Origin of the sequence: Rhodococcus sp. 05-339-2 (assembly GCF_002258965.1) — a bacterium.
Lineage (GTDB): Bacteria > Actinomycetota > Actinomycetes > Mycobacteriales > Mycobacteriaceae > Rhodococcoides.
The window spans coordinates 624,205-639,248 of sequence record NZ_NOYW01000004.1; the positions used below are offsets into that span (position 1 = coordinate 624,205).

Consider the following 15,044-nt stretch of genomic DNA (forward strand, 5'->3'; position numbering starts at 1 on the left):
ATCCGCCGAGGGGTGAGGGTAATCTGGACGAACGCGACATGAGGAGGAGATCGACCGTGACCGCAGACCTCATACTCATTGCCTACGACGGATCCGACAACGCCAAACGCGCCATCGACTATGCCGGACGGTTTCTCACCACCTCACGCGCGATCGTCGTCACCGCATGGGAGCCGATGGTGCGTCAGGCCGCGCGCATGTCCGGCCTCTCCGGTGTGATGCAGCCCGAATGGGTGCCCGACGACGAGGCCGAGGACGTGGCGCTCACCGACGCGAAAGTGACCAACAGCGAAGGCGTCGCGCTGGCCGAGGCCGCAGGCCTGAAAGTGGAGGGTCAGTGCACCGAATGCACCACCGCCATCTGGGCCGCGATCGTGGAGAAAGCCGACGAGATGAACGTCGACATCATCGTCACCGGTACGCGAGGCACCACCGGTCTACGTGCGCTGCTCCGGAGTTCGGTGGCCGAGCACGTTCTTCGACACAGCCATCGACCCGTCCTGATCGTTCCGCCCGGCAAGTAGAGCGTCCGACGGCTGTTTTCCGTGACGCAGGTGATACCGTGATGCCCGCGTGGGGGTCCACCTCGCCCGCTACCGTTCTGAGCCGACTGACTGGAGAACCGAGATGAAGTTTGCTGTCCCGGGTGTCATTGCCGCCGTCGTCGGAGCCGTACTGGGTGCGGGCGTCGTCTTCGGAGTCACCGCAGCTGCAGCCGACAACTCTCGTCCGGATATCGATCGCTCCGGAAACGCCGACTCGTCCTTGCTGAACCAGGTTGAGTACGGCAGCCGCTGACGCTGGTCGCTCTCGTGAATCGGTGATCTCGGCCGAGCCGCTCGGCCGCAAGTGGCTTCTCGGCGTCTCGATCCTGGCGTTCCTCCTCACCTTTCTGCAGGTCCCCGGCTTCACCGTCGCCGACACCAAGTACGACCTGGCACAGAACCCTCTCGGATTTCTCGAACGCGCCTCCCATCAATGGAACAGCGCAGCCCCGCTCGGCCAGGTGCAGAACCAGGCCTACGGCTACTTCTTCCCCCACGGTGCCTTCTTCGCCGGCGGCGATCTGCTGTCGATCCCGCCGTGGATCACTCAACGCGTCTGGTGGGCGCTGCTGCTCATCGCCGGGTTCTGGGGAATCGTGCGGCTCGCCGAAGCTCTCGGTGTCGGCAGCCGTAGTTCCCGTCTGATCGCAGCGACGGCCTTCGTTCTGTCTCCGCGAGTGATCACCACCCTCGCGTCGATCTCCTCCGAGACGATGCCGATGATGCTGGCACCGTGGGTGCTGGTCCCGATGGTGCGGTATCTCGCCGGCGACGATGCGAAACATACGGTTCGGCGCTCGGCCGCGCAGTCTGCACTGGCGGTGGCCCTGATGGGCGCGGTCAACGCCGTCGCCACCGCCGCCGCCGTTCTGGTCGCCGTGATCTGGATGCTCACGCATCGGCCGAACAAGCGGTGGTTCGTCTTCGGTGCCTGGTGGTCGGGCTTTCTGGTGCTTGCGACGCTGTGGTGGATCGTTCCACTGCTGTTGCTGGGCAAGGTCTCTCCGCCGTTTCTCGACTACATCGAATCCTCCGGCACCACCACGCAGTGGACGTCACTGACGGAAGTGCTGCGCGGTACCGGCAGCTGGACGCCGTTCGTCTCTCCCGAGCGAGTGGCCGGTGCCGTTCTGGTGACGCAGCCGGCGGCCGTCATCGCAACGGGCTTGATCGCGGCCGCTGGAATCGCGGGCCTGGCGATGCGGTCCATGCCCGCCCGCGGCCGGTTGACGATCATGCTGTTCGTCGGTCTGGTCGGCCTCGGTGCCGGGTTCGTCGGTGATCTGGACGGCCCGTTCGCTGCCGCCGTTCGAGTGTTTCTCGATTCTGCAGGCGCACCGCTACGCAACATCCACAAACTAGAGCCGGTCATTCGAATTCCGTTGGTGCTCGGGCTGGCTCATCTGTTGGCCCGGGTTCCGCTGCCGGGTTCCGCGCCGCGATCGCAGTGGAAAACGGCCGTCGCGCATCCCGAGAAGCACCCGATGATGGCGGTGACCGCGTTGGTGCTCGTCGCCTTGACGCTGTCCACCTCGCTGGCGTGGACGGGCAAGCTCGCGCCCCGCGGTGCGTACGAGGCCGTTCCGCAGTACTGGCACGACGCGGCGGACTGGCTCACCGAGAATGCGTCGGGATCGAGTCCGGACGGTTCCGACGCGCAGCGGGCCCTGATCGTGCCGGGCGCACCGTTCGCTCTGCAGACCTGGGGATTGACCCGAGACGAACCGCTGCAGGCTCTGGCCACCACCCCCTGGGCCGTCCGCGACGCCGTACCCCTCACCCCGCCGGGTGCCATCCGGGCACTGGACTCCGTGCAACGACTCTTCGCCGACGGTCGGCCATCGGCCGGATTGGCCGATACCCTTCTGGGCCAGGGCATCAGCTACGTCGTCGTGCGCAACGACCTCGATCCCGAGAACTCCCGGTCCACGCGTCCGGCATCGGTGCACCAGGTGCTCGACGGTTCCGCGGGACTCGAGAAGGTGGCCGAATTCGGTGAGGACGTGGCCCCCGGTCAGGTCGACGGCGTTGTGCTCGACGGTGACCTTCGACCGCCGTATCCGGCTGTGGAGATCTATTCGGTGCGTGATTCGGCGGGCATTCCCGCGTCCGGCCCCTACACCGTTGATCTCGATCGTGTCCCGGTGGTCCAGGGTGGACCGGAGTCCATTCTGCGCTCGAACGAGATGCGGAACAACGGGATTCGCAATCCGGTGCCGTCAGGCCCCACTCTGCTGGCTTCGGATGCGGCCGCGGCCGGCATTGCCGTGGACTCGGTGACGGTGACCGACACCCCGATGAGCCGTGAGACCGACTTCGGCCAGGTCGACAATCACAGTTCTGCCCTGCGGGCCGCCGACGAGCCACGGCGTTCGCTCAACGAGGTTCCCGACTACCCGGTGTACGGGGCGAAGACCGTCGACGCCGAATGGGAGGGCGCGACCCTGACGGCGTCGAGCTCGGCGTCGGACGCCACCCAGATCGGCGGCAGCGCCCCCGGCAGCGGTGTCGCCGCCGCCGTGGACGGCGACCTGGCCACCAGCTGGATCAGCAACGGCATCGAACGTGCTGTGGGGCAATGGCTTCAACTCGACTTCGATACTCCGGTGCGCGGCGGGCTCTTGCACATGCGCACCAGCCCCGGGACGATCGGCGACCCGGTGAAATGGGTGGAGATCACCACTCCGAACGGCTCGACGGCGGCGCGCGTCGACGAGCCGGGTGAGCCGATGACGGTGTCACTGCCGGGCGGTGAGACGCCGTGGCTGCGCATCACCGCGAAGTCGACGGTCGACGGAACCCGAGGCAGCCAGTTCGGCATCAGCGAGGTGTCGGTGGACGACTACTCCGACCGGGACAATCCGAAGCAGGTACCGATCGTGCACCGCGCGGTGCTGCCCGAGACTCCCGCCGGGGCGAGCGTCGACGCCTGGGAACTGGGCCAGGAATTCCCAGGCCGCTCCGGGTGCCTCGACACCGAGGATCGAATCCGTTGCAGCAGTGGACTGTCCAAGTCACCCGAGGAACTCGGGCGCTTCTCACGCACGATCGACGTGCCGATGGGCACCGCGGTGATCCCCGATCTGACGGTGCGTACGCGGCAGTCCCCCGAACTCGAAGCGCTGCTCGCGCAACCGGGGCGGCCGTTGGCCGGCGGGGCGTCGGACGTCGCGGACCTGCACGGCTCGGCGTTCGCGGCGACCGACGGCGATCCGCGCACGTCCTGGACAGCGCCGGAGAAGTCGATCACCGACCGAGCGGGGACCAACCCGACCCTGACCATCGAATTGCCTGCTCCCACACTGGTGGACGGGCTCGAGCTCAGCCCGAGCCTGGGTGCACTCCCGGCCCATCCCACTCGGGTCGCGGTCAACCTCGGCAACGGGCCGATGGTGCGCGACGTCGACACCGACGGCTCGACGACCCTCGAGCTGGCACCGCAGGTGACGGACAGGATCGTCCTGTCGATCGTGGACTGGGACGGGGTGTTGGACCGAAACTCTCTGGGCTTCATCCAGTCTCAGCCGCCCGGCTTCGCAGAAGTGACACCACTGTCCGGTGGTGAACCGATCGGCGCACCGTACGACGGCGATCGCGAGATCACCGTCGACTGCTTCGACGGCCCCATCGTCTCCATCGCCGGGCAGACGGTGCGCACGTCGGTGACGGCCACCGCGGACCAGTTCCGATCCGGTGAACCACTGAAGGCCTCGGTGTGCGACGCCGACACTCCGGTGAACGAGAACTTCGTCAACCCGGTCTCGCTGCCCGAGGGACACCAGGACGTGGTGGTGGAGCCGGGAGCATCGTTCTTCGTCGACGGTATTCGGTTGCGCACCATGCCCATTCCGGCCGACTGGCCGACGGAATCGGCCCCGCAGTCCGCCAGGACCACCGCCTGGAGCCCCGATCACCGCGAGGTGACGCTGACGTCCACGACGGAGGACCGCTTGCTGGTCATCCCGGAGAGCAACAACAGTGGTTGGCGCGCAACCACTCCCGGTGGCGTCGAACTGTCCCCGGTGGTGGTCGACGGGTGGCAGCAGGCCTGGATCGTTCCGGCCGGGGCGTCGGGCACGATTTCGCTGGATTTCGCCACCGACCGCTGGTATCGGCTCGGCATCTTCGGTGGGCTGCTCCTGCTGATCCCGCTGCTGTTCGCAGCGCTGGGTCGGCCGCGCAGTATGCCCGATCTCGGGCCCTCGCCGCGGCCGTGGCGGAGCGTTTCGGCTGCCCTGGTGGCACTGCTCGGGGCGACGATCGTGTTGGCCGGAATTGCCGGTGCGATCACGGTGGCCGTGATCGGTTTCGGCGCGGTGTTCCTGGACCGCCGTTACGGTCGCGCGCTCTCCTCGCGCGTGTTGGTCGGCGCGGCAGGCGGATTCGCGTTGCTGGGCGCGGCGCTGCTCTCGCTCGGGCCTTGGCGATCGACCGACGGGTACGTGGGCGAATCGTACGGAGTGCAGCTGGCCGCGCTGATCGGCATCGTCGCGTTGGCGATCAGTGCGATGCGGAGACAGTGATCGGCTTCTTCGGTGCGAAGCGTCGTCGGGCAGGTTCTTCGACCAGCGCGTAGCTGGCCGCGGCCACCGGAATCGACAGCGCGAGAGTCACCGTCAGTACGAACCACATCCCACCCGAGAACGGGATGATGCCGAACACCGGGAACACCACGGCCAGGACGGCCAGGTGCCAGATGAAGATTCCGTACGACCACCGTCCGAGCGTGAGCATCACCGGATGCTCGAACACTCGGTGCCGACGACCGGTGTCGGCCAACACCAGTGGCGAGAGCATCGCGAACGCGAGCACGGCACCGAACACGATCTTCAGCTCGAACTGCCACGGCTCGGGACGTACCAGTCCCTGTGGGCCCGCCAGCGGAGTCGCCGACAGCACGAAAGCCGCGACCGCGATCGACGGCATCACCCATCTGCGCCGAGCCCACCGATGCACCCATGTCTGTGGGCCCACGGACACCTCTGCCAACACCATTCCGGCGGCGAACCACGGAAAGTACCCGGGCAGCCAGTTGTCGTGATGGATGGCGTCCGCGGTCGTGATCGGGACGAAGGCCCAGGACAGCGTCACCGCAGATGCACCGAGCAGCACCGAGATCCGGTGCCGGGCCGAGGCCCCACGCAGTCGAACCATCAGCCAGGCGAACACGGGTAGCAGCAGGTAGAAGGCCACCTCCACCGACAGCGACCACATCTGCGTCATGCCCTCGGTCAACGTCAGGGGCACGAACACCTGTGTCAGAGACAGATTGGCCAACCACACCCGGTAGTCGCCACCCGCATTCGGCAGAAACAGCAGCACCAGCACGACGACGACCCAGTAGGCGGGCAGGATGCGCACTGCCCGCGACCAGAAGTAGCGACGAGCCGGCTGAGCAGGCGCGAGTCCGCGGGCCTGCGCGGCATGGGGGCGCCACAGCAGAAACCCCGACAGCGCGAAGAAGATGGCAACGGTCAGATCGAACCTGCCCCAGATACGCCCCATGAGCGGGGAATTCGCGGCACCGGTCTGGAATGCGACGTGGGTGACGACGATGCCGATCGCGGCCAGCGCGCGCATTCCCTCGAGCGCAGGGACGAACGCGCGCAGCGGAACGACGGAGGGCGAGTGGACTCGAGTGCTCATGGTGGTCTCAAGTGTGCCGTGTCGAACCGGCGCAGACGAGACCGGTGCCACTGTCTGCTGTTACTGTCACCTGCGACGTGTCGTATCAAATCGGGCATCGGGTCGGGGCTGACGTCTTTCCCGACCGCGGTGTCTTCCATGAAGCGGTCAACTAAGGAGATTCAGCATGGCGGAGCGCTCAGGGCCGAGCCGGATACTTGCCCTCGTACTCATCGGCTTGGGCGCGTTTCTGGTGGTCGCCGCCATCCTCATTCCCACGTACACCATCTCGGCGCTCGAGAAGACGCCGTTGGACCTCGAAGTCACCACCGTCTCCACCGGTGAGGGCAGCGTCCTGAATGCGAGCTCGCTCGCGGCCGGTCGCGCAGTCGTCGACCAGAACGTTCCCCTCGTCTCGCAGCGATTCGTCACCGTCGAGGATCCCTCCGACGCCGACATCATGACGCTGCAGGCAGGCCAGACCCTGCGACGCAGCGACAAGCAGGCCGATACCGGGCTGCTGACGGCGAGCGTCGATCGCGTCACCATCGACCGCAAGACGTCGATGCCCGTCGAGAACCCGATCGGCACCATCCAGGTGGCAGGCAACGCGCCGGCCGACGAGGTGGCCCACACCGGACTGCAGTACAAGTTCCCGTTCAACGCGGAGCAGAAGAGCTACCCGTACTTCGACGTCAACGCCCGCGCATCGAAGGACATCGACTTCGTCGAGGCAACCGAGATCAACGGAACGCCGGTGTACCAGTACCAGCAGACCGTCGGCCCGGTCGACCTGTCGACCGTGGTCAACCTGCCGACCAACAAGGTCACGCTGCCCGCCGACACCTGGGGTGTCGAGGGTGGAGCCGCTCCGGTGACGATGACTCGCTGGTACGAGAACACCCGCACCCTGTGGGTCGAACCCGAGACCGGCGTCGTCGTCAAGGGCGAAGAGCAGATTCACCAGTACTACGCACGTGAAGCAGGCCGGCCCGAGGTCGACGTCCTCAATGCTCCGATCACGTTCGACGAGAACACGGTCGAATACCAGATCCAGCAGGCAAAGGACGGCCAGGACCGGATCTCGCTCTTCGGCCGCACCGTCCCGATCATCGCCGGAATTCTCGGTGTCATCTCGCTGATCGCCGGAGTGTTCCTGCTGCTGCGCGGTGGCAACGGTGGACACCGTCAGCCGGCCCGAGCGGACAACACTCCGCGACCGACCCCCGGCGGCGGAACCGCGACGAACCGCGACTGGACGACCGACCGCACCGAGGAAATCCCGAGGACGAACCTGTCCAAGGAGTAAGTGCGCTACGCGCAGTGGCGTGGTTGAGTGCCCGTGAGGGCGCACAACCACGCCACTCGTCTATGTGGGGGCCGACGATGGTCTACGGTGTCGACATGCTGACAACACGCAGAAAGAATGTCCCGGCCCACTGAGTACGACGACGCACCATCGAACGGTGCGCCCGATATCGTCGCCATGACCGACCACATCGCCTCGGTGTACGCAGATGAAATCGCCGTCTACCAAGACGTGCTGCGGCACCTTGCCGTCGACCGCACTTCGCCCCACCCTCGCCGGCCGATCGACGACCACCCGGTGGAAGGGCCCTCGCTCACCGTTCCAGGTCTGCGCATACACGTGCGGCACAGCTACCAGGACGCGGCCGATCTGGGATCGTTTCCGGCCGAATCGAATCCGCTCCTTCTACGCATCCACGTCCAAGGGTTCTCCGACGAATACCAGGACCGCAAAGCTGCAGGGTCCAATCTGGTGGACTCGGTGACCGATCCGGAAAGCGAGGCCTGGACGCGTGCGCTCCTCGGCCAGCGGTGGGCCGACTATGCGTACGAATTGGTGCGCACTCCGAAACGACCGACGAATACGACGACGCGAATGTTGTTCGCACAGCGCGTCTATGCGCTGTTGCTCGATACCCACGGCGAGCCGACACTTGCGCCCGACAATTTCGCCTTCCAGCGGGTATGGAACGCGATCGATTCGGCCCGCAAGATCATCCCGACATCATCCACTGTGGCAGCGCACCTCAGGGCCGTGGGACCGTTCTTCGAGACCGCAGACATCCGTGATCCGAACACAGAGGCCGACGGCGGGTGGCGTCTCGACATCACCGGTGACGACACAGAAAATCTCCCGACGCCGGCAGCCGCTACCGCGCGAAATCTGATTCGGAGGGTGCGGGTTCGCGGACGAGTCGACAGCAGGTTTCGCCCCATCCGCGTCCATGTCGAGCAGGACCGGGCTCGCGTCTACTTTCGTTGGGCGAAGAATCCGAATACATTTGCGATGACGTTGCGGCTTCCTCGATCCGAGGACGAGTTCTCCGGCCCTCCGCTGGATTCGCCCGATTCCATTGTCGCCATCTGCCTTTCGGACTGGCAGGAGGATCTGCGAACAGGCTTGCTGGTGTGGGGGCGACGCACACGGCGGGCCGACGGTGCCGTGCACATCTCGTGGCCGATCACCGAGATGACCGGCAGTCGACAACATCGGGTGGCAGCGGTACCGCGACACGACACCTCGGGTTCTTGGCTCGCCAGAGCAGGCTTGGACATCGGCTCCGCCCGAGAAGCGTTGGAATCCGGTGCGCTCGCGTGCTGGCTGCAGGCGTATGTCGACAATCGCGAGGCGCGACCGTCCGTAGGACATGCCGCCGCGCGATGGATCGACGACACCACCGCGCGTATCGACGTACTCGAAGTGGTGTCGGGCACTCCGCAATCGGTGGCAACGCAGCTCGTGCACTCGATCACGCACACCCTCGCCAACGCCGGCGCACGAGCAATCGAGTCGCGATTCTCGGACCGAAGTTTCGAGAAGTTCGGGTACGTGCCGAATCCGACAACTGGCCACGGCATGTACCTCGACGTTACCTCGATGCCGTGACAGTCCGCCACCGACCCCAGACCGTTGCTCGTTGTCGTCGTCCGGGTCGACTTCGAGATCCTCAGTGAGATCAGGCCCGTCGCCGACTGATGTCCTTTCCCCACAGGGCGAGTCCGCACACCACCACCATCGTCACCGCGGCAGTGGCTGCAGCGACGGTGACGAATTGCGCGAGAGTCGACGCCACGAACAGCAACAGCAACACCTCTGCGGCCAGGGCGATCCAGGCAACGACTGCTAGGTGGGTGCGCTCACCTGCGATGGCCCACAACAACGCGCTCTGCAGCACGGCCAGACACGCACCCTGCAGCACGAACAGCCAGACGTAGTTCTGCACACCGGAATACGTATCGCCCACCACCAACGGCAACAGTGGAGACGCCAGTGCACCGCCGATCACCAGAACCGTACCGAGCCCTGCGACGACGGCCAGCGCCGACCGCACCGCGGCAGCAGAATGCAGAGGGTTCGCCATCCGTGGGTACAGCACCACCCCGACGGCCTGCGGTAACCAGAACGCCGCCTTGGACGCAACGGCCCCGACGGCGTACAGCCCGGCCTCGTTGGAGCTGAGCAGCGTGCGTGCCAGCACCAGATCCAACGCGGACATCGCGATCAACACCAACTGCACCTGCGACGCCTGCAGTACGGCCAGCACGGTGACCTTGGTTTCCGACACCGAGTTCACCGGCACCCCGGCCGTCCATCGCGCACCGAGGGCCACCACGCCGATGCCCGCGGCCGTGGCGAGAAGAACCGAACCAGGACCACCGCCGAGCACCAACACCAGCACGGCCGGAGCCACCTTGCCGAACCCGGCGGCGGCCAACACGATGCTCAGGGCTCCGAAACGTCCCCGTCCCTGCAGCAAACCCTGTTCGGCGGCCAACAGCACCAGCACCGGCGCAGCGATGACCGCCGACACGGTCGCCGCCATCGAGACGTCCATGGCCGCGGACAGTGCAGGTGACAGTGCCAGAGCGAGCACCCCCACCACCGCCGCGCACCGATATCCCACCGTGCGTAGTTCACGAGAACTGCGTCCGCGCACCACCTCACGCGCGACGACGGATTGCAACGCCAACGCCGGAACCGCGAGAACCAATTGCGCAGCAAGCAGACTCGCGAATTCTCCGTAGCCCTCGACGCCGAGCATCCGGCTCGCCAGAACCTGCAGCAGGTACGCCGCAACGTTCGCGAACATCGAACCGGCCGTCACCATCCCCATCCCGGCGACCGACGCACCCGCGGTGTGCTCTGCCTCGGACGAGGCACGGAAAGACATGAGCCCACGGTATAGGGTGCCGATCATGGCGTGGTCGAGGTCGAGGTGGACACCGCCGCTGTACAGCCTGCTGCTCGCGGTCGTGATCGTCGGCCCACTGCTCGGCCCCGGCTATCTCCTGCTGCGCGACGCTGTCAGCACTCCCCGTTCCTACTTCACCGACTCCGCCTGGGGAATCGCCGACGCGGCCGCGAGGGCAGTACCGCAGGACGCCGTTATCGCCACGCTGTCGACGGTGTTCGACGGTGGCCTGGTCGTCAAGACCATTCTGCTGCTGGCCCTGTGGCTGACCGGGTGGGGTGCCGCGGTCATGGCCCGAACAGTTCTGCCGACAGCCCCGCTACCCGCACTGCTCGTGGCATCGACGGTGGCCGTGTGGAATCCGTACGTCGCCGAGCGGCTGCTGCAGGGACACTGGAGCCTGCTCGTCGGATACGCCGCCCTCCCGTGGACCGTGGTCGCTGCGCTCGCGGTCAGAGAGGGCCGTTCCTGGTGGGCGCTCGCAGCCTGTCTCGCCGCGGCCGGGCTCACCCCCACCGGCGCGTTGCTCGCCGCAACCATCGCCCTGGTGGTCCTCGCCCTCCCCGGGGGTGCCCGACGCGGCCTGCGCGTGGTCGGCGCCGTCGGGCTGGCGGCGGTGGCGTCGGCGCCGTGGCTGGTGGCGACGGCGGTGTCCGGCGGTGGCGTCGAGCAGGCGGATCCGGCGGGTTGGGCGGCGTTCGCAGCGCGGGCCGAGCCGGGTCTGGGCACCCTCGGCAGCCTCGCCGGTCTCGGTGGAATCTGGAACTCCGATGCTGTACCCGCCTCTCGCACAGGGCTTTTCGCGTTCGTGGGTACGGCGCTACTGCTGACCGTTGTCGCGTTCGGTGTGCGTCCGTTGCTCAGGCGTCGAAGAAATCCGGTGATCGTAGGGCTCGGTGTTGTTGCCGTGCTTGCCATCGCAGCCCCTGCGCTGGCAGCGACGGGACCTGGTCTGGCAGCGGCCAGGGCGCTCGGCGAGACGGTGCCCGGTGCCGGCCTGCTCCGCGACTCCCAGAAATGGGTGGCGCTGGCCGTGCCGATCTACGTGTTGGCCGCGGCGGCCGCTTTCACTCCTCGGTATCGACCGAATCCGGTGCAACCAACCGCGCTGACCGCGGTCCAGCGCACCCGATTCGGCAGCGCCGTTGCAATCTCGGCCCTTCTGATCGCATTGCCCGACCTGGGCTGGGGCGTCGCGAACTCGATGCGACCCGTGGCGTATCCGGCGTCCTGGCAGGCGGTCGCAGCCGAATTGCAGGGCAGCGACGGCGATGTCGCGGTACTACCGGCCGGGATGTTCCGCCGCTTTCCCTACAGCGGGAGTGCTCCCGTTCTCGATCCCGCGCCGCGCATGCTGCCACTGGACGTACTGCAGACCGGCGAGCTCATCGTCGCGGGCGGCACGGTGCGGGGCGAGGGGGCGCGCGCGACGGAGGTCCAGAATGCCCTGCTCGCAGGTGAACCCACGAACGTGATCGCAGAGCTGGGCGTCGGCTGGGTACTGGTGGAGAACACCACCCCCGGCGAACTCGGGCGGTCCGAGCAAACACTGGATGCACTGGACGTCGTGTATTCCGACGACCAACTCACGCTCTATCGGGTACCCGATCCCGTGCCGACCGAGAGCCGGCCGGCAGCGGCCGTCGTCGTTGCCCACCTCGCCTGGGCAGTACTGCTTCTCGGGGGCCTAGCGGTAGGACTGCTGCGCCGAATCCGAGTGCTGCGCACCCACCAGACCTGACGACCACGTGCCGCGCGTCGTCGCGTCGAGCACCGAGTAGACACCCTGCGCGCACTGCTCCCAGGAGAATTCGGCCGCGCGCACTCGGGCCTTCTCGCCCAGGCGAGTTCGGGCTTCGGTGTCCTGCAGCAGCTCCGACACGGCAGCGGTCAGGCCGGAGACGTCCCGGTCCCCCTCGGCATCGGAAAGCCCGCCCACCAGAACACCGGTGACGCCGTCGATGATGGAATCGGTGAGCCCCTTGGAACTTCGGTAGCCGACGGTCGGCACGCCGTGCTGGGCCGCCTCGACGACCGCGAGACCCCAGCCCTCCTTGCGGGAGGGCATGATGTGCACCCAGGAGCGACCGAGCAGAGCGTGCTTGCGGTCCTCGTCGACGTGTCCGTGAAAGGTGACGTACTGCTCGATGCCCAGTTCTGCGACGTAGTCGCGGAGGTTCTGTTCCCACCAGCCGCCACCGATGACGTCGAGGTGGATGTCGGGGATACGACCGCGCAGCGCGGCGACGACGTCGAGTGCGTCCTCGATCTGCTTGTGCGGAACCAAGCGGGACAGGACGGTCAGCGACGGATGTGCGGTGCGGGTGCTCTCGTCACCCTCGGGCACCGACTGCGGAATCTCGTCGGCTCCGTTGCGCACCACGGCGATGCGCTCTCGGTCGACGCCCAGTGCGACCAGTTCGTCCGCGGACGGCAACGACACCGTCAGGTACTGATTGCGGCGGTGGACCCTCGGCGACACCGTAGATTCGAGCCACCAGCCGAGCTTGGCCATCATCGGCCCCGCGACCGGCCACTGCTCGCGGTGGCAGTGGTGCACCAGCAACGTCACCGGAACGCCGAGCGCCGCCCGTGAGAAGAAGGGAATGCCGTTCTGGGTGTCGATCACCGCGTCGGGTGCGATGCCCTTGAGCGGGCCGAAACCGAGCCGTCCGGCTGCGATGGCGGCCAGTGCGCGGGGATACACCGACAGGCGTCCACCGCCGCGACTGATGCGGATGCCGTCGACGATTTCCTCGGCGGGAGCTCCGGGGTACGACGCAGTCCTCAGCGTGACGCGGACGCCGCGTCGAGCCAGACCCGCGCCCACCTGCTCGAGGTAACGCTCGCTGCCGCCGCCCTGCGGGTGCCCGGTATCGCGCCAGCACAGCAACAGAACCTCGCGCACAGCTCGCTTCACCCAATTTCCGCATGCTCGTCTCGACCGCAGTCGATTACCGCTGCCACAGTAACCGCTAGGGTTCGTTTTCGTGACTTCCGCCGTGACACGTCTGTTCGCCTCTCGCGCGACACTGCGCCGCTCGGTGAGTCTGCTGAAGGACTTCGGGCACGAGCAGAGTGCCCCCGACATCTTCTACGGCGCGCTCGCTCGCGATTCCGTGGAGCTGATCGGCGATCTGTATCGGGGCCTGACCGGCACCGACATGTCCGCGGCGACCGTACTGGACGTGGGCGGTGGACCCGGATACTTCGCCGAGGTCTTCGGTGCGAGCTGCGCGCGCTACCTGCCCGTCGAGCCCGACGCGTCCGAGATGCACGCAGCGGGACTGCAGATACCCGGCTCGGTACGCGGCTCCGGGATGGCGCTGCCGTTTCGTGACGACAGCGTCGACATCTGCTTCTCGTCCAACGTTGCCGAACACGTCCGCGAGCCGTGGACCATGGCCGAGGAAATGCTGCGAGTCACCAAGCCCGGCGGGTTGACCGTGCTCTCGTACACCATCTGGTTCGGTCCGTTCGGCGGCCACGAGACCCGACCCTGGCACTACCTCGGCGGCGAATACGCAGCCCGCCGCTATGCCCGCACCACCGGTCACGAACCGAAGAATCGATTCGGCGAATCACTGTTCGACATCAGTGCGGCAGACGGATTACGTTGGGCGCGAAGCACACCCAACGCAACACTGCTGGCCGCATTCCCGCGCTACCATCCCCGCTGGGCCTGGTGGATGATGCGAGTACCCGTACTCCGAGAGTTCCTGGGCAGCAACCTCGTCCTCGTCCTGACACCGAACACATAATCTGGACCGATGACGGCACTCGCGCTCGACATCGGCGGCACCAAGATGACAGCGGCACTCGTCGGCGACGACGGGCGGCCCCAGAATCCGGTGACGGTGCCGACTCCCGAGTCCGGGGTGTGGAAGGCGTGCGCGTCGTTGCTTCGGAAGATGGCTCCCGGACAGCACATCGACCGCATCGGCGTCGCCTGCTCCGGTCCGGTGAACCTCGAGACCGGGTCGGTCGCACCGATCAACATCGACGAGTGGAAGAACGGTTTCGGTCTGCGCGATCACATCGCCGTGGTCTTCCCCGAGGCCGACATCCGCCTCGCGATGGACGGCAGCGCAGCGGCACTCGGTGAGCACCGCTACGGTGCGGCCGTAGGTGTGCCGGATGTGCTGAGTCTGGTGGTGTCGACCGGGATCGGCGGTGGGTTGGTGCTGGGCGGGAAGATCGTCGCCGGTGCCAGCGGCAACGCGGGCCACATCGGCCACATCGTCGTTCCCGGTTCGACGACGCCCTGCGCGTGCGGCGGAATCGGCTGCGTGGAAACCGTCGCGAGTGGGCCTTCGACGGTGCGGTGGGCGCGTGAGCTGGGTTGGACCGGCAGCAGCGGAACCGAATTGGCCGCCGATGCCGCCGCCGGGGAGCCGATCGCCATCACCTCGTTGCAGCGCGCCGGAGTGGCACTGGGCCAGGCGATCGCGTCGGCCGTCGCCCTGGTGGACGTTCGCATGGTGGTGATCGGTGGTGGCTTCGCCCAAGCCGGCCCGCCGCTGTGGAATCCGATTCAGGAGTCGATCGCGCTGCACGCACGCCTGAAGTTCCTCGATGGCCTGCAGGTGGTGCCTGCTGCGTTGGGTGGACTAGGCACCCTGGCCGGGGCGGCCGCGCTCACTGCCTGAGCGTC

The 15,044-nt window shown here is 66.9% G+C and carries 11 protein-coding genes; 8 read left to right on the top strand and 3 right to left on the bottom strand.

Translation table 11 applies throughout. The features are described 5' to 3' along the window. Nucleotides 1-38 precede the first annotated feature (38 nt). The 3 genes from CH273_RS04035 to CH273_RS04045 all read left to right on the top strand — a co-directional run bounded on the left by CH273_RS04035 (nucleotide 39) and on the right by CH273_RS04045 (nucleotide 5,068). A complete protein-coding gene (locus CH273_RS04035) occupies nucleotides 39-524 on the top strand; it encodes a universal stress protein (RefSeq protein WP_371828376.1) in 486 nt (161 codons plus the stop codon). A 103-nt stretch (nucleotides 525-627) separates the two neighbouring features. Further along, a complete protein-coding gene (locus tag CH273_RS04040) occupies nucleotides 628-798 on the top strand; it encodes a DUF2613 domain-containing protein (protein ID WP_082073827.1) in 171 nt (56 codons plus the stop codon). Between the two features lie 22 nt (nucleotides 799-820). Then, complete coding sequence (locus tag CH273_RS04045) at nucleotides 821-5,068, top strand: alpha-(1->3)-arabinofuranosyltransferase (RefSeq protein WP_032396648.1); 4,248 nt, start codon at nucleotides 821-823, stop codon at nucleotides 5,066-5,068. Here the strand turns inward: CH273_RS04045 and CH273_RS04050 are convergent. Next, nucleotides 5,046-6,191, bottom strand: a complete 1,146-nt coding sequence (locus CH273_RS04050) for an acyltransferase family protein (RefSeq protein WP_052049874.1) — start codon at nucleotides 6,189-6,191, stop codon at nucleotides 5,046-5,048. The genes CH273_RS04045 and CH273_RS04050 overlap by 23 nt on opposite strands. A gap of 166 nt (nucleotides 6,192-6,357) precedes the next feature. On the opposite strand from CH273_RS04050, the gene CH273_RS04055 reads away from it, so the two are divergent. Then, nucleotides 6,358-7,479 carry a PorA family protein gene (locus tag CH273_RS04055; RefSeq protein ID WP_032396649.1) on the top strand — a complete coding sequence of 374 codons (1,122 nt, stop codon included), beginning with the start codon at nucleotides 6,358-6,360 and terminating at the stop codon, nucleotides 7,477-7,479. A gap of 117 nt (nucleotides 7,480-7,596) precedes the next feature. Beyond that, nucleotides 7,597-9,084 carry a hypothetical protein gene (locus CH273_RS04060; protein WP_032396650.1) on the top strand — a complete coding sequence of 496 codons (1,488 nt, stop codon included), beginning with the start codon at nucleotides 7,597-7,599 and terminating at the stop codon, nucleotides 9,082-9,084. Between the two features lie 70 nt (nucleotides 9,085-9,154). Here the strand turns inward: CH273_RS04060 and CH273_RS04065 are convergent, their stop codons facing one another. Continuing rightward, nucleotides 9,155-10,369, bottom strand: a complete 1,215-nt coding sequence (locus CH273_RS04065; protein WP_179272786.1) for an MATE family efflux transporter — start codon at nucleotides 10,367-10,369, stop codon at nucleotides 9,155-9,157. Between the two features lie 25 nt (nucleotides 10,370-10,394). On the opposite strand from CH273_RS04065, the gene CH273_RS04070 reads away from it, so the two are divergent. After that, entirely contained in the window at nucleotides 10,395-12,131 is a 1,737-nt protein-coding gene (locus CH273_RS04070; RefSeq protein WP_371828377.1) for a hypothetical protein, read from the top strand. Here CH273_RS04070 and CH273_RS04075 read toward each other — a convergent pair. Beyond that, entirely contained in the window at nucleotides 12,078-13,298 is a 1,221-nt protein-coding gene (locus tag CH273_RS04075) for a glycosyltransferase family 4 protein (RefSeq protein ID WP_032397245.1), read from the bottom strand. The genes CH273_RS04070 and CH273_RS04075 overlap by 54 nt on opposite strands. A gap of 82 nt (nucleotides 13,299-13,380) precedes the next feature. Here CH273_RS04075 and CH273_RS04080 point away from each other — a divergent pair, with 82 nt between their 5' ends. Both CH273_RS04080 and CH273_RS04085 read left to right on the top strand, forming a co-directional pair. After that, nucleotides 13,381-14,151, top strand: a complete 771-nt coding sequence (locus CH273_RS04080) for a class I SAM-dependent methyltransferase (protein ID WP_230596926.1) — start codon at nucleotides 13,381-13,383, stop codon at nucleotides 14,149-14,151. Nucleotides 14,152-14,160: 9 nt separating this feature from the next. Then, a complete protein-coding gene (locus CH273_RS04085) occupies nucleotides 14,161-15,039 on the top strand; it encodes an ROK family protein (protein WP_032396653.1) in 879 nt (292 codons plus the stop codon). Nucleotides 15,040-15,044: the final 5 nt, after the last annotated feature.